Annotated in this window: 19 protein-coding genes; 8 read left to right on the top strand and 11 right to left on the bottom strand. The window is 69.3% G+C overall.

What is annotated here, in order from left to right; translation table 11 throughout:
• The first annotated feature begins 42 nt into the window (after positions 1-42).
• The 4 genes from betA (at position 43) to B9N97_RS21135 (ending at position 4,133) form a co-directional block, all read left to right on the top strand.
• Positions 43-1,806, top strand: a complete 1,764-nt coding sequence (gene betA, locus B9N97_RS21150; RefSeq protein WP_432264197.1) for a choline dehydrogenase — start codon at positions 43-45, stop codon at positions 1,804-1,806.
• 46 nt (positions 1,807-1,852) lie between these two features.
• Positions 1,853-2,821, top strand: a complete 969-nt coding sequence (locus B9N97_RS21145) for a choline ABC transporter substrate-binding protein (protein WP_085089709.1) — start codon at positions 1,853-1,855, stop codon at positions 2,819-2,821.
• Positions 2,822-3,041: 220 nt separating this feature from the next.
• Entirely contained in the window at positions 3,042-3,464 is a 423-nt protein-coding gene (gene ndk, locus B9N97_RS21140; RefSeq protein WP_085089708.1) for a nucleoside-diphosphate kinase, read from the top strand.
• A gap of 156 nt (positions 3,465-3,620) precedes the next feature.
• On the top strand, positions 3,621-4,133 hold the full coding sequence (locus B9N97_RS21135) for a hypothetical protein (RefSeq protein WP_085089707.1): 513 nt from the start codon (positions 3,621-3,623) through the stop codon (positions 4,131-4,133).
• Positions 4,134-4,160: 27 nt separating this feature from the next.
• Here B9N97_RS21135 and B9N97_RS21130 read toward each other — a convergent pair whose 3' ends face one another.
• Positions 4,161-4,490, bottom strand: a complete 330-nt coding sequence (locus tag B9N97_RS21130; RefSeq protein WP_085089706.1) for a cupin domain-containing protein — start codon at positions 4,488-4,490, stop codon at positions 4,161-4,163.
• 277 nt (positions 4,491-4,767) lie between these two features.
• Here B9N97_RS21130 and B9N97_RS21125 point away from each other — a divergent pair, with 277 nt between their 5' ends.
• The 3 genes from B9N97_RS21125 to B9N97_RS21115 are packed head-to-tail and all read left to right on the top strand — an operon-like array spanning position 4,768 to position 9,427.
• Entirely contained in the window at positions 4,768-7,302 is a 2,535-nt protein-coding gene (locus B9N97_RS21125) for a response regulator (RefSeq protein WP_244560824.1), read from the top strand.
• 8 nt (positions 7,303-7,310) lie between these two features.
• Positions 7,311-9,185 (top strand): response regulator, encoded by a 1,875-nt coding sequence (locus B9N97_RS21120; protein ID WP_085089704.1) that lies wholly within the window; start codon positions 7,311-7,313, stop codon positions 9,183-9,185.
• Positions 9,186-9,244: 59 nt separating this feature from the next.
• Entirely contained in the window at positions 9,245-9,427 is a 183-nt protein-coding gene (locus B9N97_RS21115; protein WP_085089703.1) for a hypothetical protein, read from the top strand.
• A 21-nt stretch (positions 9,428-9,448) separates the two neighbouring features.
• Here B9N97_RS21115 and B9N97_RS35120 read toward each other — a convergent pair whose 3' ends face one another.
• The 6 genes from B9N97_RS35120 to tssJ all read right to left on the bottom strand — a co-directional run bounded on the left by B9N97_RS35120 (position 9,449) and on the right by tssJ (position 18,359).
• Positions 9,449-9,634, bottom strand: coding sequence for a hypothetical protein (locus B9N97_RS35120; RefSeq protein ID WP_136704195.1), 186 nt, complete (start codon positions 9,632-9,634; stop codon positions 9,449-9,451).
• 400 nt (positions 9,635-10,034) lie between these two features.
• Positions 10,035-10,466, bottom strand: coding sequence for an ATP-binding protein (locus tag B9N97_RS21110; RefSeq protein WP_167393336.1), 432 nt, complete (start codon positions 10,464-10,466; stop codon positions 10,035-10,037).
• 24 nt (positions 10,467-10,490) lie between these two features.
• A complete protein-coding gene (locus B9N97_RS21105; RefSeq protein ID WP_085089701.1) occupies positions 10,491-12,497 on the bottom strand; it encodes a serine/threonine-protein kinase in 2,007 nt (668 codons plus the stop codon).
• Positions 12,479-16,120, bottom strand: coding sequence for a type VI secretion system membrane subunit TssM (gene tssM / locus B9N97_RS21100; protein WP_085089700.1), 3,642 nt, complete (start codon positions 16,118-16,120; stop codon positions 12,479-12,481). Before tssM ends, B9N97_RS21105 begins: the two co-directional genes overlap by 19 nt.
• Positions 16,121-16,137: 17 nt before the next feature.
• Positions 16,138-17,649, bottom strand: coding sequence for a type IVB secretion system protein IcmH/DotU (gene icmH, locus B9N97_RS21095; RefSeq protein ID WP_085089699.1), 1,512 nt, complete (start codon positions 17,647-17,649; stop codon positions 16,138-16,140).
• The gene (tssJ, locus tag B9N97_RS21090) at positions 17,646-18,359 is read right to left on the bottom strand and encodes a type VI secretion system lipoprotein TssJ (protein WP_244560823.1); all 714 of its coding nucleotides are present in this window, start codon (positions 18,357-18,359) and stop codon (positions 17,646-17,648) included. Before tssJ ends, icmH begins: the two co-directional genes overlap by 4 nt.
• Positions 18,360-18,602: 243 nt before the next feature.
• On the opposite strand from tssJ, the gene B9N97_RS21085 reads away from it, so the two are divergent.
• Positions 18,603-19,340: a tetratricopeptide repeat protein gene (locus B9N97_RS21085; RefSeq protein ID WP_244560822.1), complete on the top strand. Its 738-nt coding sequence runs from the start codon at positions 18,603-18,605 to the stop codon at positions 19,338-19,340.
• Between the two features lie 22 nt (positions 19,341-19,362).
• Here B9N97_RS21085 and B9N97_RS21080 read toward each other — a convergent pair whose 3' ends face one another.
• Genes B9N97_RS21080 through tssE form a run of 4 tightly spaced genes read right to left on the bottom strand, consistent with a single transcriptional unit; the run spans position 19,363 to position 24,298 of the window.
• A complete protein-coding gene (locus B9N97_RS21080; RefSeq protein ID WP_085089697.1) occupies positions 19,363-20,904 on the bottom strand; it encodes a class I SAM-dependent methyltransferase in 1,542 nt (513 codons plus the stop codon).
• Positions 20,905-20,947: 43 nt separating this feature from the next.
• Positions 20,948-22,033, bottom strand: coding sequence for a type VI secretion system baseplate subunit TssG (tssG, locus tag B9N97_RS21075; protein WP_085089696.1), 1,086 nt, complete (start codon positions 22,031-22,033; stop codon positions 20,948-20,950).
• Positions 21,997-23,829, bottom strand: a complete 1,833-nt coding sequence (gene tssF / locus B9N97_RS21070; RefSeq protein WP_085089695.1) for a type VI secretion system baseplate subunit TssF — start codon at positions 23,827-23,829, stop codon at positions 21,997-21,999. Before tssF ends, tssG begins: the two co-directional genes overlap by 37 nt.
• A complete protein-coding gene (gene tssE / locus B9N97_RS21065) occupies positions 23,822-24,298 on the bottom strand; it encodes a type VI secretion system baseplate subunit TssE (protein WP_085089694.1) in 477 nt (158 codons plus the stop codon). Before tssE ends, tssF begins: the two co-directional genes overlap by 8 nt.
• Positions 24,299-24,388: the final 90 nt, after the last annotated feature.

Here is a 24,388-nt window from a genome sequence, read left to right as displayed (position 1 = left end):
CCGCCTTTCAGAGAAGGCCGCCTTTCAGAGAAGGGGTGTTCGATGTCGAATTCACCGACCTCCGGGGCCGCTGCGCCGGAGAACGGCGCCGCCATGTCCTCCATTTCCCCTGCGGCGCGCGAGTATGACTACATCATCGTCGGCGCCGGGTCGGCCGGCAATGTACTCGCCTGCCGCCTGACGGAGGATGCCGGCGTCAGCGTCCTGCTGCTGGAGGCGGGCGGACCCGACCACAGGCTGGACTACCGCACCCAGATGCCGGCGGCGCTGGCTTTCCCGCTGCAGGGCCGCCGCTACAACTGGGCCTATGAGACCGAACCCGAACCGCACATGGACAACCGCCGGATGGAGTGCGGGCGCGGCAAGGGGCTGGGCGGGTCGTCGCTGATCAACGGCATGTGCTATATCCGCGGCAACGCGCTGGATTATGACGGCTGGGCCGAGCTGCCGGGTCTGGAGGACTGGAGCTATCTCGACTGCCTGCCTTATTTCCGCAAGGCGGAGACGCGCGACGCCGGCTCCAACGCCTATCACGGCGGCGACGGCCCGCTCTTCGTCACCACAGCCAAGCCGGGCGTCAACCCGCTCTACGAGGCGATGGTGGAGGCGGGGGTGCAGGCCGGCTATGGCCGCACCGACGACCTGAACGGCTACCGCCAGGAGGGTTTCGGCCCGATGGACCGCACGGTGACCGCGCAGGGGCGGCGCTGCAGCACGGCCCGCGGCTATCTCGACATCGCCCGGGGGCGGTCGGGGCTGACCATCGTCACCCATGCGATGACCGACCGCATCCTGTTCGACGGACGCCGCGCCGTCGGCGTCGCCTATCTGCGCAACGGCACGCCGGTGACGGCGCGGGCTCGGCGCGAAGTGCTGCTGTGCGCCGGGGCCATCGCCTCTCCGGCGATCCTGCAGCGGTCGGGGGTGGGGCCGTCGCCGCTGCTGCGCGAGCTGGGGGTGCGGACGGTGCTCGACCTGCCGGGCGTCGGCGGCGATCTCCAGGACCATCTGGAGATGTACATCCAGTATGAGTGCCGCCAGCCGGTGTCGCTCTATCCCGCGCTGAAATGGTGGAACCAGCCGGCGATCGGCGCCGAATGGCTGTTCCTGGGCACCGGTATCGGCGCCAGCAACCAGTTCGAGGCCGGCGGCTTCATCCGCACCGGCGACGACGTGCCCTGGCCGAACATCCAGTACCATTTCCTGCCCGTCGCCATCAGCTACAACGGCACCAACGCGGTGGAGGCGCACGGCTTCCAGGCCCATGTCGGCTCGATGCGCTCGCCCAGCAAGGGGCGGGTCCATGCCCGCTCGCGCGATCCGGGGCAGGCGCCCAGCATCCTGTTCAACTACATGGCCGATCCGCAGGACTGGCAGGAGTTCCGCGCCGGCATCCGCATCACCCGCGACATCATGCGGCAGCGCGCCCTGGCCCCCTACCGCGGGGAGGAGATCAGCCCCGGCGCCGATTGCATGACCGACGCCGACCTCGACGCCTTCGTCCGCCACCACGCCGAGACCGCCTATCACCCCTGCGGCACCTGCCGGATGGGGACCGACGACGGCGCGGTGGTGGACGGGCAGGGCCGGGTGCACGGGCTGGAGGGACTGCGCGTCATCGACGCCTCGATCATGCCGCGCATCGTCACCGGCAACCTGAACGCGCCCACCATCATGATGGCGGAGAAGTTGGCCGACGCGGTGCGCGGCCGTCCGCCGCTGCCGCGGGCCAACGTCCCCTATTACGTCGCCGAGGCCGCCGTCATCGAGAAGGAGAGCCGGAGGGACCAACGACTGCGGGCGTAAGACCCGCAAGCCGACAACGACAACCACAAGCAAGGAGAACAGGGATATGGGCAAGACATTCGGTAAACTCTGTGGTCTGGCCGTCGGCCTGATGCTGGCAACCGGGACTGCCGCCCTGCCGGCGGTCGCCGCCGATCCGGCATCCTGCAAGTCGGTGCGTTTCGGCGACGTTGGCTGGACCGACATCGCGGCGACGACGGCACTGGCCTCCGTCACGCTGGAGGCGCTGGGCTACAAGCCGACCACCAGCATCTCCTCGGTGCCGGTCGTCTATCTCGGGCTGAAGACCAAGTCGCTGGACGTGTTCCTGGGCAACTGGATGCCCACCATGGAGAGCTTCATCAAGCCGGTGCTGGAGGACGGCTCGGTTGAGGTGACGCGCGTCAATCTGGAGGGCGCCAAATACACGCTGGCCGTCCCCACCTACGCGGCCGAGGCGGGACTCAAGAGCTTCAAGGATCTGGCGAAGTACAAGGACAAGTTGGACGGCAAGATCTACGGCATCGAGGCCGGCAACGACGGTAACCTCGTCATCGAGAAGATGCTGAAGGAAGGGGCGTTCGGCCTGAAGGACTTCAAGCTGGTCGAATCCAGCGAGGCCGGAATGCTGGCCGAGGTGAAGCGCGCGACCCGGTCCAAGAAATGGATCGTCTTCCTGGGCTGGGCGCCGCACCCGATGAACAAGACGATGGACATCACCTATCTGGCCGACGGCGACGACTGGTTCGGCCCGAATTACGGCGGCGCCACCGTCAGCACCAATGTGCGCAAGGGCTATGCCGCCGAATGCCCGAACGTCGGCAAGTTCCTGTCCAATCTGGTCTTCACCGTGGACATGGAGAATTCGGTGATGGACGGCATCATGAACGGTGGCCGCAAGCCGGAGGCGGTGGCGGCCGACTGGCTGAAGAAGAACCCGGCCATCCTGAAGACCTGGCTGTCCGGCGTCACCACGCTGGACGGCAAGGACGGTTTGGCCGCCGCGCAGGCCAAGCTGGGCGCGGTCAAATCCTGACCTGACGCCGAGTTTCCGCATTGCCTCCTCGACTCCGGCCGCGACGGGATGCCGCCGCGGCCGTTTTTTTCAGGAAGCAGGCGATGTCCGCCCCCAACGAACGCCTTGCCGCGCCGCGAAAGCGCCTCTATAAAGCGGCCCATCCGGCGCCCCGGTCTTCCGGCGGCGCCTGCGTGTTTTTCAAACGGCGAAAAGCCCCATTCCCGCAGGAGTCACCACCATGGCCGTCGAACGGACCCTCTCGATCATCAAGCCCGATGCCACCCGCCGCAACCTGACCGGCAAGATCAACGCCAAGTTCGAAGACGGCGGCCTGCGCATCATCGCCCAGAAGCGCGTCCAGCTGTCGAAGGCCCAGGCCGAGCAGTTCTACGGCGTGCATCGCGAGCGTCCGTTCTTCGGCGATCTGGTCTCCTTCATGATCTCCGGCCCGGTGGTCCTGCAGGTTCTGGAAGGCGAGAACGCCATCGCCCGCAACCGCGAGATCATGGGCGCCACCAACCCGGCCAACGCCGCCGAGGGCACCATCCGCAAGGAGTTCGCCGAGTCGATCGAGGCCAACTCGGTCCACGGTTCGGACGCCCCGGAGACCGCCGCCCAGGAGATCGCCTTCTTCTTCGCCGGCATCGAGCTGGTGGGCTGATCCCGCGCGCTTGACCCAGCGTCAGGCTTGCCGAAAGGGCCGCTCCCACAAGGGGGCGGCCTTTTTTGCGTTTTGCGTCAAGCTCTGGCAGTATCGGGGGCCGTGACCATTTTGCCCCGCAGACGTCGGGGCCGATCCCGACAGGAGTTGCCCGCGATGGAATCCCAATCCGCAAAGCCGATCATCGCGGCGCTGCTGCAACCGCTGCCGGTGCTGACCCAGCCGCAGGCCCGCAACGACCTGTCCGACGAATCCGTTGTGCGGCTGCTGGTCCGCCAGTTCATCGACCTCAGCCTGGACGCCTTCAACCAGGTCCTGCAGGGCAAGTTGGATCAGGACGAGGCGGTGGACGGCATCAACCGTCAGGCCATCGCGCTCAACTCCGTCTTCCTCGGCACCAGCGGCTTCGACACCGTCATCACCCACCCGTGGAACTCGCCGGACCAGTTGGGCGCCTTCCTGAAGGACGTGGTGGCGCTGGAATATCCAGAGGACGACTGCGTCCGCGCCATGCTGATCCATCTGGCGACCCAGGTGATGCACGCGCTGCGCCTTCCCGACGAGGAGCGCAACGAGGAGGTGGAGGCGCTGACCCTCGACGCCGCCGACCTGCTGCTCGGCCGCGCCCCGGAGGATGACGGCGAGATCGACATCGACATCGACGTCTGAGCCTGCGCCACCCTTGACCCGGCGGCCTCACCCCGCCGGGTTCAGGTTCACCTCGATCAGGACAGTGTCCTCGATGAAGTCGGCGCTGTGCCAGGCGTCGGGGTCGAAACGGATGACCATTCCCGGCCGCAAATCCACCGGACCGGCTTCGCAGGTCAGCAGGACGCGCCCCTCCACGACGATGACGAACTGTTCGTGGACGTGGGAATGGCGCGGGGCGGCGGTCCCCGCCTTGATGACGATGTGCTTCAGCGACGCGCCTGTGCCGGGAAAGCCGCGCCGTTCAACCCCGTCGGCGGTCTGGGCCGGCAGATTGCTCCAGGTGATCACGTCTGCCTTTGGAGTGGCGGGGGCCATTGGGCGGTGTCCTTCCTTCCGAAACGTGCCGGCTTATCAACGTCAACCCGTTGATACGTACACCGTTGCATGCCGGATCTCCTCCGGGGCGCCGGTTCTGCTTCAGGCTGTCGCATCCATGCCAAAGCCGGGGTGCTAAACCTGCTGTTAACGCCTGACCTTCTAAGACGGGACAGTTCGGTGGCATTACTGCCGGACGATCTTCCGGACCGACGGAGGCTTTGTGGACGTTGCCGACACCGACCGACCGCTCCGCCCTGCGGGTGCCGCTGAACCGGTGTCCGGGTCTTCCCGTCTCTCCGCCTCGTTTCCCGGTGCCCTGGCCGCGCTGACCGGTGTCGGCACGCTTCTTGGGCTATCGGCCTCCGGCCAGATCGGCTTTCCGGCCGCCGCCGCGCTGGCCGCCGCCGGCGGGCTGGCATTGTGGAGCGCGGTTCGTGCCGGCTCGGCCGCCGCGGCATTGGCCCGTTCCAACGCCGCCCTGGTCCGGACGCGCGACGATCTGGAGGGGCTGCGCGCCCGTTCCCGCGACTTTGCCGCCGTCTCCCCCGGCTGGTTCTGGGAAACCGGCTCGGACCATCGCTATCTGTCGCTGTCGGGCGGGCTGACCGATCTGCTCGGCTGCGATCCGCGAACCGTGTTCGGCGATTCGCTGTTCGATCTGGGACCATTGGTCGCCGACGAGGCGACCTGGGCCGAATACCGCGCCGACATCGAGTCCGGCCGGCCCTTCCGCGATCTGGAGGTCAGCTTCGAAGGGGTGGACGGCCGCGATCTCGTGCTGCGGCTCAGCGCCGTGCCGGTGCGCGGCTCCGACGGGCGCTTCCGCGGCTATCGCGGCTGCGGCGTCGATGCCACTGCGGAGACGCTGGCGCTGGTGGAGGCGCGCTTCATGCAGGCGGTGGTGCATGACGCCATCGACAGCGTGTCCGAAGGCTTCGTCCTGTTCAGCGCCGACGGCCGGCTGCTGATCTGCAACGAGCAGTACCGCCGCGCCTATCCGACCATCGCCGACATGCTGACCCCCGGCCGCAGCTTTGCCGAGATCCTGCGCGCGGCGGCCGAACGCGGCGGATTGGAGGGTGCCGACGACATCGGCGCCTGGGTGGAGCAGCGGCTGACCCGCCATCTGCAGCATTCCGCCCCGGTCGACGGCCGGTTGTCCGACGGGCGCTGGTACCGCATCAGCGAACATGCCACCGGCACCGGCGGCGTGGTGAAGATCCTGATGGACATCACCGAGCTGAAGACGCGGGAGCAGGAACTGGCCGACCAGACCGCCCGCCTGAAGCAGACGGTCGCCGCCCTGCGCGAAAGCGAACTGCGCTACCGCCAGCTGGTGGAACTGGCGCCCTACGGCATCGTCATCTGGGACCGCGCCGCCATCCGCTTCGCCAACGGCGCCGCCGCCGCGATCCTGGGCATGGCGGCGGATGTGCTGGAGGGCCAGCCGCTCGCCGGATTCCTGGAGGATGGCGACGCGCTGGCTGCGACGCTCGCCACCGCCGCCGATGGCGAGGAACAGCGGCTGGAATGCGACGCCCTGCGCCCCGACGGCGAGCGCCGCCGGCTGGAGGTCGCGGCCAGCCAGGCCGTCTATGCCGGCGGGCCGGCGGTGCTGCTGGTGCTGAACGACATCACCGACCGCCGCCGGGTCGAGGGCGAACTGCAGCGCGCCCAGAAGATGGAGGCGGTGGGCCGCATGGCCGGCGGCATCGCCCACGAATTCAACAACATGCTGACCGCCATCGGCGGCTTCGCCCGGCTGGCGGAGCGCAATCCCGCCGATCCCGACCGTGTGCTGACCTGCGTGCAGGAGATCGCCAAGGCATCGGAACGGGCGGCGGCGCTGACCGGCCAGCTTCTCGACTTCTCCCACCGCCGCGTCACCGACGAGCGCGAGGTGGTGGCCGTCGCGCCGCTGGTGCGCGACCTGCGCGTCTTCCTGAAGCCGCTGCTCAGCGCCGGCATCGACGTCGCGATCCTGGCGGAGGATGAAGGCGCGCATGTGCTGGTCAACCCGGTCACGCTGAATCAGGCGCTGCTGAACCTCGCGCTGAACGGGCGCGACGCCATGCCCCACGGCGGTACCCTGACCATCGCCCTGACGACCGAGGTTCCGGACGATGCCTTCTTCGCCCGCCACCGCAGCCTGAAGCCCGGCCGTTACGTGGTGATCCGCGTGACGGACCAGGGCACGGGCATCCCGCCGGAGATTCGCGACCGCATCTGGGAGCCCTTCTTCACCACCAAGGAGCCGGGGAAGGGCACCGGGCTCGGCCTGTGGATGGTCTACGGTACGGCGCAGCAGTCCGGCGGTGCCGTCGAACTGGAGGACGCGGCAGCGGAGGCCGGGCACGGCACCAGCTTCGCCCTCTACCTGCCCGCCGTCGATACGCCCGCCGAGCCGGCCGGGCTCGATCCCCTGCACGTCGCCGAGGGGGAGGGGGCGGTCATCCTGCTGGTCGATGACGAGGACTCGGTCCGCCGTTACCTGCGCCTCGTGCTGGAGGAGGCCGGCTGTACGGTGGTGGAGGCGTCGGACGGGCAGGAGGCGCTGATCCGCTATGACGAGGCCGGCGGTCTGTTCGACGCGGTGGTCAGCGATGTGTCGATGCCGCGGATGAACGGGCTGGAACTGGCCCGCGCGCTGGAGGCCCGCAACCAGCTCCTGCCCATCCTGTTCCTGACCGGCTATGCCTCGCGCGAGACGGCGGCCGGGCTGACGGCGCAGGAGGGGCGGCAGATCGTGATGAAGCCGGTGACGCCTGAGCGGCTGTTGGCCGCGCTCCGCGACCTTCTGGCCTTGTGAGGGCTGGGATGGAGACTGCCCGTCACGAGTCTCTGGCACCGGACGAGGCCGACGCTTCCTCTCCCGCCGCCTGCCGCGAGCCTGCCGACTTCTACACGCCCGCCGGCCGCGACGGCGTCGGCCGCTTCTGCCGCCGCTTCCTCGACGAGAACGCACTGACCGCGACGGAGCTGCTGCATCACCCGCGTCACCAGACCGCGCTGTCCAACACCGCCACCTTCGTCGCCATCCTGACGCAGGCCGAACGGGCGATGGACCGGAAGGGCGGGATGACCCCTCTGGTCAACGAGATCGCCCGGCTTTCGCGCGAGCGGCTGAAGGAAAATCCGCCGCCGGATTTCCTGCCCGATGCCTATCCCGGCACGGCTGCGGAACTGCTGTCGGTCGGCGGCTTCCTCGGCCGTTTCCTGCTCGACGCCGCCGTCACCCAGCACATCGCCACTTGCCGCAGCTTCGCCGAGAAGGCGGAGTCGCTGCTGGACCTGGCGGAGACCACCGAGCATCCGGACGCGCTGGCGCCGCTGGAGCGGCTGCTGGGCGAAATCCTGCTGAGCGACGCCGGTACTGCGTCCTGCGCGCGCGATGCCCCCTTCGTCACGCTGATCGACCTGATCGTGACGCTGATCGCCGCCGACCGGCCGATGGTGGAAGAGGCTCCGCCGGTGTTCCGGCGGCTCGACGCGTTGATGCGCCGGGTGCCGATGCCGGGCTTGCGCGATGCGCTGGCCGCCGCCTTCCGCCGCGAGATGGCCAAGCCCGCCTGCTTCACCATCGCCAGCGCCGGCGACATGTTCGGCATCGAGGCGGTGCAGCGCGAGATCCTGGCGCTGAGCGACCTGTCCGCCCGCCTGCGCGACGGCGAGGGCGCCTATGTCGGCGGCGCCCGCACCGAGGCGGCCCTGCAGCGGCGCACCGCGCTGCTGGTCAACGAGGACACGGTTCCGGAGATCACCCGCGGTCGCAACTTCGTACAGAAGCTGCGCATCCTGCTAGTGCTGCAGAAGATGCCGCTGTCGCCCTCCGCGGCCAAGGCGGTGACCGATTACCTGAAGAGCTTCTTCGACAGCCGCGACTTCGCCGGCCGCCTGCTGGATTGCTGGAAGGACCGGAACGAGAAGCTGAAGGGACTGGCGGAGGTGCAGCGCATGGTGCTGTCCAGCGCCTTCCCGGAGGAGGAGCGGGAGTATCTCGGCGGCCAACTCGACGACATCCAGAACGCCTTCCTGCGCACGCAGCGTGTGCTGGCTCCGCTGATCCAGGCCAAGGACGACCCGCCGGTGGACAGCGTGCTCGACATCGTCCGGCTGGCGGGGGAGGGGGCGATCTGCAGCGGCAAGAGCCGGCTGGCGGTGGCCCGCGTGCTCTACCGCCACTGCCACCGCCCGCGCTTCGTCCGCCATGTGCTGCTGAACGCGCCGGGGCCGAAGGAGCGGGTGGCGCGGGCGAACTGGCTGCGGCAGTCGCTGGCGATGGTCGGCGTGCCCTTCATCGACCTCGCCGCCCAGCGCGTTCTGGTGGTGGATGACGAGGCCGGTCCGCGCGCCCTGGTCGCCTCCGTCCTGCAGGAGCTCGGCATCGGGCATGTCGACAGCGCCGCAGACGGGCAGGAGGCGCTGGAGCGCTTCCGGGCCGATGGCACGGCCTACGACCTGATCATCTGCGACTGGATGATGCCGCGGCTGAGCGGCCTCGATTTGCTGAAGCAGGTCCGCGAGTCCCGCAACGACCTGCCGTTCCTGATGGTCACTGCGCTTGCGACGCTGGAGGCGGTGAAGAAGGCGCTCGCCCATCAGGTCAGCGGCTACATCGCCAAGCCCTTCACGCCCGATCAGTTGGAGGAGAAGATTTTCCTGGTGCTGGCGCAGAAGGGCATTGGTGAGTAGGGGACTTCCGCCGCGCCGGGCTGTTGTGGTGTGCGAGACCCTATCGAAGGAGCCGTTCCATGGCAGACCAGAAACCCGCCAGCAGCAATGTGCTGTCCAACGAACCCGACCGCGACATCGCCGATCCGCTCGATGCGGCCAAGGAGGTTTCGGACACCGGCAAGCCGATCACCCCCGACACCGAATCGGCCAAGCATATCGACCGGCCCGCAGAAAAGGGGAAGGCGGGCAGGACGGAGTGAGCACGACCTGCGACGGGTGGCTCAGCGCAACTCCAGGCCGGCCTGTTTGAAGGCGCGGGCGAGGGCATCGACGATGGCCGGATCGACCTCGCCCGTTCCGTAATCGAGGTTCATGACGGCGTACCACGGCACGCCGGCCTTGTTCGCCAGCATCCGTGTCGACCAGCCAAGGCGCAGGCGTGCCTCTTGGCACTGCGACCCGGTCATGATGCGTCGACTCCACACGTTAGCGTTTGCCTTCCATGGCATTGCCCCGGACCCGCCGCGAGAGGCCCGAATGGCCAATCCCGCCCGCAACCTGGGGCTATCCACAATAGTGCAAGAATTTGCCCGGCTTGTCATGTGTCGGGTTGTTGCAGAGCGAAACGCTCTGCTTTGCTGGATTGTCATGGAAGGCAATTCGCTGACATTCGATGAAAACCGCAGGAAGTCCGTGCGACCATCAATATGGCCTTATCAAAGATGTGGACTTGTGCGGACAGTCGGCTTTTGGGTCGAACTGCGGGATCGACAAGGCATATGTGAAGATTTTTTGAAGTGCGTTTTGTCGAGTGCGCCGCCGCCTCCGGTTGCGCCCCTCCGTACGGCTGCAGCGCCGTAAAACACATCAGCCGATGGTCTTTGACAGAAGGATCAGGTTCCGGTCACCCTCCCGCCGGTAGCTGGCATGGTCCATCGTCTTCTGGACCAGGAACACCCCCAGGCCGCCGACGCGGCGGTCGTCGACGTCGCTGGTCAGGTCGGGCGGCGGGGCTTCGGCGAAGGGGTCGAAGGCGTCGGCATCGTCCTCCACCTCCGCCCGCAGCTCCGTACCGTCAGCTTCCATCCGCACCTTGATCTCGTGCGGGCCGGTATCGCCATAGCCATAGGAAACGGTGTTGGTGATCAGTTCGTCGAAGCAGAGGTTGAACTTGAAGGAGAGGTCGGGGGGCAGGTCGTTGCGCTCGATGAAGTCGTCCACCGCAGCGGCCAATCGTTCCAGTTCGGACAGGTCGTTGCGCAGGACCATCTCCAGGCGGTTCTTCACGGTGTCGTTCATCCGCTCTGCCCCCATTTCCGCCCGTTATGCCGCCACGCCGGCCACTGCCCAGCGGCGCAGGGCCGTCAGGGCGATCCGCTCCACCTCGCTCCAGCCGAGCCCGCTCGCCATCTCCGCCAGCGCCACCAGACGGCTGCGGGCGCCGGTGTCGCCGACCGGCGCATTGCCAAGATCGGCGGTCAAACCGGCGACGAGGCCGTAGAGCATGGTCGAGAGGCTGTGCATCAGCGCCGCGCAGTCGGGCGCCGTCAGCCGGGTGGCGAACAGATAGAGCTGGCCGACGCCGCGCAGCCGGGCGGCGAAGCTCTCCGCCGTGCCGGCACCAGTCGCGACCTCGCCGCGCAGTTCCTCCACCGACAGGCTGGCGAAGCGGCCGGCGGCGGCGATGAACTCGGCCACCGCGTCCTGGGGCAGGCCGCCGGTGGCCTGGCCACCGGTCTCGAACAGGCGTTGCGCCATGACGATCAGTTCCTCGATGTTGGCGAGGATGATGGCGACGCCGAAGCGGGCCAGCCCATCATTGCCGTCGGTGCAGGCCCGCAGGATCTGCGTCACCTTGCGGATGACCTGCACGGCGAACATCAGCATGGCGCTGCGGCTCTGCGCCAGTTCGGCCTCGGCGCCCAACTCCTCCAGCGCGTGCTGCAGGATCTCCAGCCGCAGGAAATCGAGCGACAGCATCTGGATGTCCGGATTGTCGCCGTCCATCAGCACGCGGTTCAGCTCGCCGGAATAGAGGAAGAAGCGGCCGGACAGGTCGAAGGCGATCCGGGCCGCCGACATCTTCGCCCGGTCGGCCGCCGGCGTGCCGGCCAGCGCGCGGGTCATCGCCGCGAACAGCCGGACCATCGGCATCCAGTCGCGCCGCTGGCTGGCCGGCGTGGCGCGCGGCGCCGGGGTGGAGGCGACGATCAGCTCGGTCAGCGGCTCGATTCCGGCGCCGAGCAGCACCGACTGCCAGCGCTGGGCGTCGCCGCCGCTGCCCGCCTGCCAGTCCGTCAGCATGTCCAGCAGTTCGGTCAGCTTGCGGGCGTCCAGCGGCTGGCCGGGGATGGCGCGCAGGGCTGTTTCCAGCGCCGCCGCCAGCGCATCGCGGTCGCGCAAGGGCGCCGCGGCCGGAACCTCCGCATTGAACAGGGTCAACTCGGCGGTGGGCACCGGCGCCTGCATGGTGCCGGCAACCACCAGCGCATGGCGCAACGCCTCGGCGAACTCCGCGGCACTGGCGTAACGGTCGGCCGGCGCCTTGGCCAGCGCCTTCAGAATGACCGTGTCGAAGGGCGGCGGCAGTTCCGGATTGCCATGCGACGGCGGTGGCGGCTCGACGAACAGGATCTGCTGCATCACCGTGGCGACCGAACCGGAGAAGGGCCGCCGCTGCGCCAGCAGGTAATAGAGCACCACCCCGGCGGAGAACAGGTCGCTGCGCGCGTCGGCCTTCTCCCCGCGCAGCACCTCCGGCGCCATGTAGGCGGGGGTGCCCAGCAGGTCGCCGGCCTGGGTCAGGTCGGAGGAGGAGATTTGCGCAATGCCGAAATCGGCCAGCTTCGGCGTCAGGTCGTCCTGCACCACGATGTTGGCCGGCTTGATGTCGCGGTGGATGACGTTGCGGGCATGGGCGAAGGCCAGCGCGTCCAGCACCGCCGCCATCAGCGCGCCGCCCTGCTGCACCGACAGCGGCGTGTCGGCCTCCAGATACTGCTTCAGCTCCTTGCCCTGGATCAGCTCCATGGCGAGATAGGGGGCGCCACCCTGTGCGGCGTCCAAGGTGCCATAGTCATGCACCCGGACGATGTTGGGGTGGTCCAGCTTCAGCCCGATCTGCGCCTCGCGCCCGAAGCGGGCGAGCACGGCGTTGCGCTCCGCCGCCGCCAGCAGTTCGCCGCGCAGCAGCTTCAGCGCGACCGGCAGTCCGGACCGCCCGTCGGTGGCGCGATAGACCACGCTCATCGCACCCTGGCCCAGCACCCCCTCGACCCGATAGGGGCCGATGGGACCGGGAAGCACGCCGCCTACAGCGCCGTCGGGCATCGGAAACTCTCCAGCAGGTTCTTGCCGAAGGGGTTGTTCACGCTGTCGGCCCGCAGGGCGAAGACCGCCTTGCGGGTGCCCACCGTCACCGAGAAGGTGAAGCGGTCGGGCTGCGGCGTGGACTCCAGCTTGCCGTCGGCGAGGAAATGGAACAAGGCCCAGGGACCCTGACGCGAGATGCCTGCCGGTTCGCCCGGCAGCGGCGGGCCGAAGCCGAGGCGCACGCTGCTGGTGCCCTCCGCCCCCGGCCATTTCATCACCTGCGGACGTGGCGGGCCGTGCTGGTAGATCAGCGTCTGGCCGTCGATGTCCATCGCCACCTGGGTCGCCTTGGCGTCCAGCTCCACCGGCGTGATCTCGAACACCACCTTGGCGGCGGTCGCCCCGGCCGGGAACAGGCTGTCGCGGATGCGCGCCGCCCGTTCGAACTGGTCGAGCACGGCTGGCGGAATGCCCAGATCGACCTGATCCACCTTCTGCCAGGCCCAGGGGCTGACCGTCATGTCGACGAAGGGGCGCAGGTTGGTGTTGAAGAACTGGTCGATCATGCCGCCCGGCGCGAACAGCTTGGCGAAGTCGGCCGCGGTCACGTCGACCGGGCTGTTCGGCACCATGGGGAAGCGATTGTCCAGCGCTGCCCGGCAGAAGGGCAGGACGGTGGACTGCCACGCCTTGTTGATCTGCACCCGCGCACCGCCGGCGCTGACCGTCGCCGCGCTCTGCGCCACGGTGGCGACCATGCCGCCGACCGGGTCGGGCAGGTCGCGGGCGAGAGTGCGCAGCTGCGCCGCCACCGCCCCCTTGTCGCCGCCGCCGGCCAGCCCGGCCAGCAGCGCGCCGTTCTGGTCGGGCGCGTTGGCGGCCCGTGCAATCTGCTGGTACAGCTCGCCCAGCAGCTTCAGCGACTCGTCCAGCTTCGGCGGCGCGCCGCCTTCGCCCTGCACCAGCTCGCGCAGAGCCTTGAAGTGGTCGTTGATCGGCTGGCCCGGGGGCGGCCCTTCCGGCTGCAGCGAGACGCCGGCCAGCCGCGCCAGATAGGCGGCGTTGGTGCCGGTGGAGTCCACCGCCTTCTCGGCCACCTGCGCCTGTTGCGCCACCCCGGCCAAAGGACCGCCGGCCACCGGACCCTTTCCATCGGCGGGCTTGTCATTCGGGCCGGGCGCCAGCGTGGTCTGCCGCACCATGGCGGTCAGCCACAGTTTCAACGGCGATTGCGGGCCGGACAGCGTGTTCAGCACGTCGGCCGCCTGATTGAGGCTGCGCAGCGGCACGATCACCACGTCGCCCAGCATCTCGTCCCACTGGCGGGCGTAGCGGTCGAGATAGACGGCAAGGATGCCCTGTTCCAGCCGCTGGGCGCTGGCGACCGCCTGCGGCCCGCTGCTCGGCTGGCCCAGCACCCAGTTCTCGGCCACCAGCGCCTTGGCGACCTTGGGCAGCGCCGGCAGCACCGCTTTGTGGAAACCGTCATAGGTGTAGAGGCCGGAGACGCCGTCCGACAGCGGCTTGCCCGACGGGCGGATCAGCACCCGCCCGGCCAGTGGCCCGGCATTGTCGACCAGCCGCCAGTCGGCCAGCGCCTGGATCTCCGGACGGTCGCGCAGGATGGCGAAGCCGCGTTCGGCCAGCGGATAGTTGGTCAGGCTCTGCCGCGCCTCCTCCACCAGCGCCTCGTCCAGCGGCAGGGCGGGCAGGGGGGCGGCCAGCATGGCGTCCAAATGGGTGCGCAGGTCGCGCCGGATGCCGTCATAGGCAGGGCCCGGCAGCGAGGCCATCCAGTCCAGCGCCATCCACTCCGACACCAGCGCCTTGTCCATCGGCCCCTTGCCGGCCAGCATCAGGTAGACCTTCAGCGCCTGGAACAGGTATTCGGGCCGGCCGCGCTCGTGGCGCAGCTGCCCTTCCACCCGCAGGAAGACGCGCGGCAGCAGCACGGCGTCCAGCGCCCGGCCATAAACCGTCCCGCTCTGCCGGCCCAGCCGGTCGCCCTGATAGAGGCCGCCGGTCATCTCCAGCGGCGGCGGCTCGGTCCAGCCGGCGGGGATGGCGCGCAGCGTGTTCAGCGGCGGCACGATCGTGATGAAATCGGTGTCGTCCACCTTGGTCAGCGACCGCGGCGCGACGGCAAGTGGCTCCAGCTCCGCCTGCGCCTTGGCGGCGGCGGCATCGACCCCGGCGACCAGCGCGGTGTTTCCGACGAAGCTGTTGGCCCAGAAGGCGGCGACCGCCAGCCCGGCCAGCAGCATCGCCGCCATCGCCCCGCCGCGCAGCAGGCGCCGCCGCCGCTCCAGCCCGCTGTCGGCGCCGACCAGCCCGGCCTCGGCGAACACCACCTCGCGCAGGGTGCGGGTCAGGAAGAAGCTGCGCCCGCCGCTGGCCGCCGGCAGCACCGGCCGCTCCAGCCCGAAGGAGCCCGCCACCATCTCCGACAGCCGGTCCACCGGGGCGCCGTCCTGGGTGCCGCTGGTCAGATAGACGCCGCGCAGCAGCGCCCGTTCCTCATAGCGGTTGGGTTCGAAGATCACCATCAGCAGATCGGCGATGGCCGGCTTCAGCGCGGCGATCTGCGCCGGGAACAGGGTGTCGAGCGAGCGGCGCTGGATGTCGGATTCGCCATGGACGCGGTCCAGCACCCGGCGGGCGATGCGCCCGGTCAGCGCGTCGAACTCCTCGCCGAAGCGGTAGACCGGGGCGTCGTCACCCTTCCGGCCGTCGTCCAGCGGGAAGGTGACGCCCCAGACCTGTTCGCGCTCATCGCGGCTGAGGTCGTCGAAGAACTCGGCGAAGCCGGCGATCAGGTCGGCCTTGGTCAGCAGCACATAGACCGGCACGCGCGACCCGACCTGACCGCGCAGTTCCTTCAGCCGCAGCTTCAGCTGCTCGGCATGGCCCTTGCGCTCCGGCTCGCTCCAGGCGGCAAGCTCGGCGAGGCTGACGGCCAGCAGGATGCCGTTGACCGGCTGGCGCGGGCGGTGGCGCTTCAACAGGGCGATGAAGTTCTTCCACACCTTGCCGTCAATGGCCGGCTGGCTGTCCTGGGTGATGTAGCGTCCGGCGGTGTCGATCAGCACCGCCTCGTCAGTGAACCACCAGTCGCAGTTGCGGGTGCCGCCGACATCGCGCAGCGCCGCCCGCCCCATCTCCGCCGCCAGCGGAAAGCGCAGGCCCGAGTTGGCCAGCGCCGTCGTCTTGCCGGCTCCCGGCGCGCCGATCAGCAGATACCAGGGCAGCTGGTAGAGATAGCGCTGCCCCCATTTGCCGCCGAAGCGCGCCTTGCGCAGCTGGTCCAGCGCCTCGCGCAGCCGGCCGCGCAGCAGGTCGGTCTCCTGGTCGACGGCCTCGGAATCGGGATCGCCCTTGGCGGCCGGCGTCGCCTTGGTCAGTGCCTGCACCATGCGGTCGTTGGCGCTGCGGTGGCGGTACAGCGACCATTGCATCGCCAATGCCCACACCAGAAGGATGCCGAACACGACCGCCAGCCGGATGGTCGCATCCTCCAGCGGGAAGGCGCCGGACACGGCGACGAGCGGCCCCAGGAACCAGACGATGGCGCCCAGGCACAGCGCCGCGACCAGCGTCAGGAACCAGCGGGAGGTCAGGGCGGAGAGGATGGATTTCAGCATCGGTGTTTCGCCATCGGTCAGGGCGCCAGCACGATGTCGACGCGCCGGTTGGCCTGCCGGCCCTCCGCCGTCGTGTTGGGGGCGATCGGGTCGGTGTCGCCGCGCCCTTCGGCGCTCAAGCGGCTCCCACCGTCCTTTGCGGCGTCGGCGCCCAGAATCTCGGTCATCAACCGCTGCACCTTGTCGGCCCGCGCTTCCGACAATTCCTGGTTGGACGGGTAGCGCAGCGAACGGATGGCAACGCTGTCGGTGTTGCCGATCACGGCGATCCGGCCCTTCTCGGGGCGCAGCGCCTCGGCCACATGCTTGAACACCTCGACATAGCGTGGCTCGATGCGGTCGCTGCCCGACGCGAAGACGTTCAGCCGGGTGCGGACCAGCACGCGGCCGTCGGTGCCGCCGCTGACCTCCACCAGCCCCGCCTTGATGTCGGCGGCCAGCGCGGCGGCGACGCGGTCGGCAACCGTCCGGCTGGGCGGCGGGGCGGGCAGGGTGGCCGGCGCCTCGATCCGTGCGACCTGCACCGGCTTGTCGGGGATCAGTCCGGCCAGCCGGCGATAGGCGGCGTCCGACTGGTCGGCGAGCGCGAAGACGAACCAGGCATAGAGCGCCGCCAGCAGCGCCACGATCATCACCGCCGGGACCCACAGCGGGACGGTGGCCGCCAGCGGACGGAAGCCGTCGGCCTGTCCGCGCCAATGGGGAGACAGGTCGCGCTCCGCCTCGCCGCGCTGCTTGCGGATGACGCGGTACAGTCGGTCGCGCAGCTTCGCCAGATCGCTGTAGCCGCGCGGCATGACGCGGTACTTGCCCTCGAACCCCAGCGAAACGCAGAGGTAGAACAGCTCCAACTCCATCAGGTGGCGGTCGGGCGCATCGGCCATCTGGTCGAGCAGGTCGAAGAAGCGCTCGCCGCCCCAGGTCTCCTTCTGGATGGTGGAGACCATGCTCTTGTGCGCCCACAGGCTCTGGCTGCCCCAGGGGGTCGCCAGCACCACGTCGTCCACGGTGGCGCACAGCGCATAGCCCGCGTTGCGGATCTGGGCGGCAGGCAGACCGGCGCGCACCGTCGCCGCCTCGAACCGCTGCATCTCCGCAATCACCCGCTCGCGCAGGGACTCCACGTCGCGGTGCTGGGGAAGGTCGCGCACCCGCACCACCATCGCCAGGATGGGCGCCGCGGCGGTGACCAGCGGGTTGTCGCTGACCGCGGTCAACGCCGTCAGCGCCGCGTCGTCCAGCTGCCGGAAACCGGGAGAGAACGGGGCCTGGACGGGGGCGGACGCAGGAGCCGGCGCGGCGGCCGGCTTGGCCGATGCGAAGGCGGGCGGCGAAAAGGCTGCCGGGGAGGGGGAAAAGGACGCGGCGCCCTGGCCGAAGGCGGGCGGCACCAGCCCGGCCGCCGGAGCGGGAGCAGGGCCACCGGCCGGCGCGGCCGGGCGCTGGAACGCCATCGGCTGCATCACGGTGGCGTCGATGTCGTCCGGTTCGTCGAACGGATTCTTGTCGGGCGGCGGCCGGACGCTCATGACGGCCCCTTCACGATCAGGTTGTGCTTGGCGGCGGGCGGCTGGTCGGCGGTCGCCTTCGGCGCGGGTTCGGCCTTCTCGGCCTTGGGCGCATCGGCCTTTGCCTTGTCGGCATCCGGCTTTTGGGCATCCGGCTTCGCGTCTTCGGGCTTGTCCGCGGCCGGCTTGTCGCCCTCTGCTTCGCCGTCGGTGGCGGCGGCATCGCCGTCCTCGCCATCCTGCCGGACCAGCGTGATGGTGCTGTCCTTGGCGGTCAGGACGAAATTGTTCGCTTTGTTCGGCTCCACCGGCTGCAGCGCGCGCCAGCCGGCTTCCTCATAGGCGCGGAAGGCGGCGGCGACGGCCAGCGTCTTGACGTCCGGCTTGGGCTGGATCGTCACCGTCTGCCTGCCGTCCGGCTGCACCGCCAGCTCCTGCCGGTCGAGCAGGGTGGGGCCGAGCGTCGCCTTGTCCTGGTCCATGACCTGGAAGAAATCGGCATTGGCGAAAGCGTCGCTGGGGCCGAGCTGGTAGAGCCGCAGCATCACCGGCGACGGCCGGCCGCTGGGATCGGGGTTTAGCGCCTTCGCCCCCACCACCGTCAGCCGGATGGTGGTCGGCGGCGGCGGTTTCGGAGCGGAGGAACAGGCGGCCAGCGCCAGCGCTGCGGCCAGGGCGGCAGCGGACCATGTCGTCTTCCGGATCCGCATCCAGCCGGCAATCCTCTGCATCACCACACCTTTCCCCTTATACGTTCGGGTATAGCAGGGCACGAACGGATGGTCATCCCTAACCAAAGGCGCCGGCGTGACAATTCCTCGACCGCCGGCTGGAGAGGTTGAACCGACGGCGGCGGGGGGACAGACTCGGGCACGGGGGATGGTCCACAACGCCGCGGCGAATGGAATAAAGCCGGTTCGCGCGCTGTTCGTGGTGCCGATCCTCGGGGGACAATTGACGAAGGTACCAACGCCATGCCCACGCTTTGGACCCGGATGAGAGCCGAACTGGGCGACAGCGACGCGCAGTACCGGCTGGCGGAAATGCTGCGGACGGCCGATGTCGCCGCTTCCGTGCCCTGGTACCGGCGCGCGGCCCGCCAGGGCCATGTCGCGGCGCAGACCATGCTGGCCTTCCTGCTCGCCAACGGCATCGGCGTGCCGCCCGACCCGCGCCGGGCGGTGTCCTGGTACCGCCGCGCCGCCGCCAAGGGCGATGTCGGGGCGCAGAACAACCTGGGCTTCATGCATGAGCATGGCGCCGGCGTGCCCTGCGACCCGGCCAAGGCGGCGCTGTGGTACCGGCTGGCCGCGCTGCAGCATTCCGCCCCCGCCCAGGTCAACCTCGCCCTGCTGCTGCTCGACGGCCGCGGCGTCGACCGCGACGAGGTGGAAGCGGTGCGCTGGCTGCGCGCCGCCGCCGAACAGGGCCACCCCGCCGCCCAATACCGGCTGGGCCTGTGCCTGCGCGAGGGGGTCGGCCTGGAGCGCGATGCCGCCGAAGCCGCCCTCTGGCTCCAGGCCGCCGCCGCGGCCGGCGACCGCGAAGCGCTGGTCGCATTGGCCGAGCTGCGCCAGACCGTCGTCCCGGCCTGGGCCGGTGGCGCGGAGGAAAGCGGCGCGGAGGATGAGGACGAGGCGATCGACTGGCAGCATCAGGCGGAACGGCGTCCCATGCAGGACGCCCGTGCCAGAGCGATGCCGCCGGGCTGATGACCGTCCCAATCGGCGTCCATCATCCGATCACGCCCAGCTTGCGCCAGACCGGCAGGCTGTTGCGCAGGCACCAGTCCATGCTGTCGGCGATGGCCTTGCGGCTGGCGTCGTCGGCATTCTCCGGCGCGGCCAGCCGGCGCATCGCGTGGGCGACCAGTGCGTCCAGCGTCTCCGGCACGCCTTCGCACAGGCCGTCATAGAGCAGCGCCTCCATCGTGCTGACATGCAGGCCGGCCCCGCCGACCGAGGCGGCGAAGGCGCTGCTCTTGCGTCCCTCGCTGGTGGCGAGTTCGTTGGCGGCGGCGCGGTTGTGGGCAAGCACGCCCGGCAGCGGCGTTACCGTCTCGGGCGGGTTCGGCACCGGGATCGCTTGGTTGGAGCCGGTCAGCATGCCGGCGATCTCCACCGCCGACAGGTTGCCGCCGGCCTGCCGCACCTCCGGCAGCTCCATCAGCTCGCCGATGCGGCGCGGCCCTTCGGCCAGCGCGTCGAAGATCGGCTCGTAATGCCTGGCCTCCAGCGTCGCCTCGCCCAGCGGCACCTGGATGGTGGTGCGGGCGTCGGCACGCGGGATGGTCAGCGCCATCGCCATGTCCATCAGCATCGCGTCGCGCTTGGCCACGCTGATGCGCCGGGCGCCGCGCACGAAGACGTCGCGGCGGAAGGGGCGGCCGACGCAATAGTCCTTGAAGGTCTCGCGCAGGCTGGGCACGCCGATGCTGTCGAGCGCCTTGCGCTGGTCGGGCGTCAGGGCGAGGTCCGGGTAATTCTCGAACAGCGTGGCCGAACCGGCATAGGTCAGCTTCGCCTCGCCCAGTTCGCGCGCGACATCGACATGGTAGAGCGGCTGCCAGCTGCCGTTCAGATACTCGTGCGCCAGATAGACGGACTGGTCGGTGGCGCTCTGCGTCTTGGTCTCGCCGCGCAGCTTGCCGAACATCGCCTCGTCGCCCAGGATCTTGGCGCCAGCCTTGTAGAGCTGTTCGGCGAAGTCCAGCCCGGCCTTGACCTGTACGTCGCTGCGCTGATGGACCAGCCCGGAATATTCGTAGAGCAATCGCTGCAGCGGCATCATCGGCGCCCAGCCCGGCATGGCGTTGTAGCTGACATAGACCAGCCCGCCCGGCTTCAGCTTCTTGGCCAGGAAGCGCGCGATGGCGCCCCGGTTCATCGGGCTGACCCAGCTGTAGACGCCGTGCAGCGTGACGAAGTCGAACTCCGGCAGCTCCGGCCCCTCACCCTCGGCCATCTCGGCGAAGCTCGCCTCGTGGAAGCTGATGTTGGTCAGGCCGGCGGCCTCGGCGGCATCGCGGGCGCGGGCGATGTGGGCAGGGTGGAAGTCCACCGCGTGGAACCGCCCCTGCGGGTTGGCCGCCGCGAACAGCGCCACCGTCGTGCCGTGGCCGCAGCCCAGTTCGCAATAGTCGAACCCGTTGGCCGTGGATGGCGGGGCGATGCCGTTGATCAGGCAGCTCAGCGTCAGATGCGCCGGCCCCTGTTCACGGTAGAAGCCCGGCAGATATTCGATGTCCGACACATAGCCGGCGCTCCAGTCGCTCATTGGGTCCTCGTCGTTCTAAGGCGGGGCGTCGCAATGGCGCGCCTCACAAATCCTGCATAGGAAACACCGCGTCCTTGCGCTCGACCGGGCTCGGCGCGTGCAGCACCCAGCCGTTCCAGCCCAGCCGCGTGGCGTCGCGGTCGTCCTCCCCGGCGGCCAGCCGGGCGCCCGGCACCTCCGGCGCCTGCAACGTCACCTGAAGTTCGAAATCCAGTTCCGGCCCGACATACATGCGGACCAGATCCTGCAGCTTCCTGAACTCACGGCCTTCCGGCATGAAGTCGCGGAACTGGTCGTGGTTCAGCGGACCGATGCGCAGGCGGAACTTGCCCTGGACATCCCAGGCGCGGTCGCCGGCCAGCGCGTCGATGCCCAGCCGGCAATGCCGACCCTCCGGCTCGGCCAGCGTCGGCAGCCGTGTCTGCCCGTCCGCCGCGATCGGCAGCCAGCCGCCGACGAAGCTCTCCACCGTCACCGGCCGGCCGAGGAAATCCGACAGCATCTCCTGCAGATCGACGGCCGAGCGGGTCCCGCGCGACAGCAGTCCGGAATAATGCAGGAGCGTCTCGTCCTCCACCACCAGCCGCTTGGTCAGCGACGGCTGGCCGATGCCGACGAAGCTGGACAGCGTGGTGCTGACCGGATCGGGCTCCCGCGAACCCTGCCCGCGCTCGAAGGACACCGGCAGGCGGTATTTGGCCCAGGCGCGGTAGAACAGTGAGAAGCTGCGGTGATGGAAGACGTCGAAGAAGTCGCGCAGGGACCGGTTCCGCTCGCGCAAGCTGCGGATCATGATCTCGGTGTAGTGCTGCGGCAGCACGCCCAGAGGTCCGACCAGCCCAAGGAAGGCGCCGACCACCGTCGGCGGCCGGCCATCCTGGCCCGGCTCCGCCCCAGCCACTTGATTGCCGGGGAAGGTCAGCGAGGTTTCGGCGCGCAGGCGCACCACCTCCTCGCGCGGGTCATGGTCGTGGCCGACGGCGTGGCGGCGGGCCTTGCGCGGGTCGCGCGCATCGCGCCGGGCCTGCCATTCCAGCACCCGCACCGCCTGGAAGAAGTCGAAGCGGTGGGGGGTGCGGAACAGCCGGTCGATCACAGAAGCGGGCGGTTGCCGGCGCGGGCGGGCCATGTGCGGAGCACTCCGGTGCGGCCCTTGACCGTAGCGGTCAGCCGCGTGAAGGAATTGATCGAGCAGTACAGCCCCAGGAAATGGTCGAGGATCATCGCCAGCAGGAACATGCCGCTGCCGCTGAAGCGCTGCGGGTCGAATTCGATGCCGACGTCGATGCCGCGGCAGATGGCGTCGCCCCAGGCGACGTCGCCCGGCCGCGATGGCGCCCGCGCGGTGCCGCGCTTGGTCGTCACCTTGACGATGCCGTCGGCGATACCGCGTGTCTCGGCCGAATCGCGGAAGTCGTAGAGCCGCAGGATCTCGCGCAGCGCCTCCGTCCCCTCCGCCCCGCCGGAGATCGACAGGTGGTTGAGCAGCAGGTGCGAGACGAGGCGCCAACGGTGGCCCTTGCGTTCGGCGATGCGCAGGGTCGGCGTCGGCGGCGTCAGGCAGGCGACACCGGACACCGCCGCCATTCCCTCCATCAGCTTCAGGTGCGGGTGGCCGCCGCCATAGGGCAGCTGCGAGGGCAGGTCGCGGTTGAGGCAGGTGGTTTCGACCGACAGCACTGATTCCGCCGGGCTGGACGGGTCGAAATCGAGATCGACCAGCGCCAGATGCACCTCGGTCCCCGGATCGCGTCCCCCGGCCGGGCGGCGGCTGGCGGTGTAATAGGTGCGGCTGACCGCCTCCACCCCACCATGGCGCAGGCCGTAGAAGGGCAGGAAGCGACGTTGCTTGCCGTCGGGATCGGTGGCCAGCACGCTGTCGACCGAATAGACCTCCAGCGCGCCGGGGCGGCGGGCGTCGGGCACCACCCGGTGCTCGTGCTGGGTCTGGGTCAGCGCCACCGGCTCCGCCCGCTGGCGGAACAGGTTGACCACCGGGGTGCAGCCGAGAGCGAAATTGTCCTTCGACACCGCGCGTTCCAGGTCGCCGTCGGTGCTGTTCAGATAGATGAAGATCTCCAGCGTGCCGCCGGCGCGGCGCAGCACCTTCGGCGAGATGTTCAGGTCGAAGAACAGGAACTTCTCGGGGAAGGCGAAATATTCGGTCAGCAGCCGGTAACCGCCGTGGGAACGGGCGGGGTAGGGCAGCATGCCCTCCTCGTCGCCGAAACCGACCGGGCGGATGGCGTCGGGGCCGAGGATCACCGCGTTCGGATCATGCGGATCGTCGGCCAGCGCCACCGAGACGGCGTTGTTGAAGATCAGTTCATGCAGGGCATAGACCTGCTGTGGCTGGCCGCGCAGGAAGAAGCGCAGGGTTTCCGGCCCAAGTTCGGTGAAGGTCATCTCCGGCACGCGGCAGCGCAGGGTCAGCCGCAGCGCCGCCACCGCGTCGCCCGCCCGCGGGTTGGGCGGCGCCACCAGTGGCCGGCCGCTCAGAACCGCCTGATCCAGATCGACCGGCCAGAGAGTCGCCGGGTAGACGGTGCGGAAGCGGCAGGTCTCCCCGCGCAGCGCCTCGGTCTCCAGCTCCGTCCCCTTCGGCACGGTGTGGGCGCCGGTCAGGTCGGGGCTGCTCCGCATCTGCACCACCGCCATCGACGGGATCGGCGCCAGATAATGCGGATAGAGCACATCCAGCAGCGTGTCGACCAGCTCCGGATATTCGTCGTCCAGCTTGCGGCTGATGCGGGCGTTGAGGAAGGCGACGCCCTCCAGCAACCGGGCGACATGCGGATCCTCCACCGCGTCGGCGCTGAGCCGCAGCCGCCCGGCGATCTTCGGATGCGCCTCCGAGAACTCCGCCGCCATGCGGCGCAGATAGGTCAGCTCGCGGTTGTAATATGGGAGGAGTTCGTCAGCCACGGGCCTTGCTCGTCACGGTGACCATGTTGGAGGTGGGGTCGACCACCGAGTCGAAGACCATCGGCTCGGGCGCCGGATCAGCGTGGATCAGCGCCTCGATCCGGAATCGCAGCGTGCGGTCGGCCGGGTCGCTGTTCTCGACCATGCTCACCGCCAGCTGGGCGAAGCGAGGCTCCCACCGCCGGATCGCCGCCTCAATCTGCGCCACCACCTCGCGCCGGCGGGATTCGGTGCCGACATTCTCGACCAGCAGGTCGTGGCAGCCATAGCCGAGGATCGAGTCCGCCAGTTCCGTCAGGTCGTCCGGCCAGCCCAGCACCCGCCGCCGCGTGTTCAGCAGGTTCTCCAGGTCGCGCCGGATCGCCGCCCGCAGGTCCGCCACGGTGTGCGGCCGCGGCGCCATGTGCTCCGGCGTGTCGTCGAGCAGACGGTCCAGGACGGACAGGGTGATGGATTGGTTGCGATCCATGGTGGCTTTCCTATGCGGGGGGATCATGCCCCCACCCTAACCCTCCCCCGCTTCGCGGGAGAGGGGACTGCCGCTGAACTTCTGCAAAGC

Source organism: Azospirillum oryzae (assembly GCF_900177515.1).
GTDB lineage: Bacteria > Pseudomonadota > Alphaproteobacteria > Azospirillales > Azospirillaceae > Azospirillum > Azospirillum oryzae_A.
This window is presented reverse-complemented; position numbering and strand designations above follow the sequence as displayed.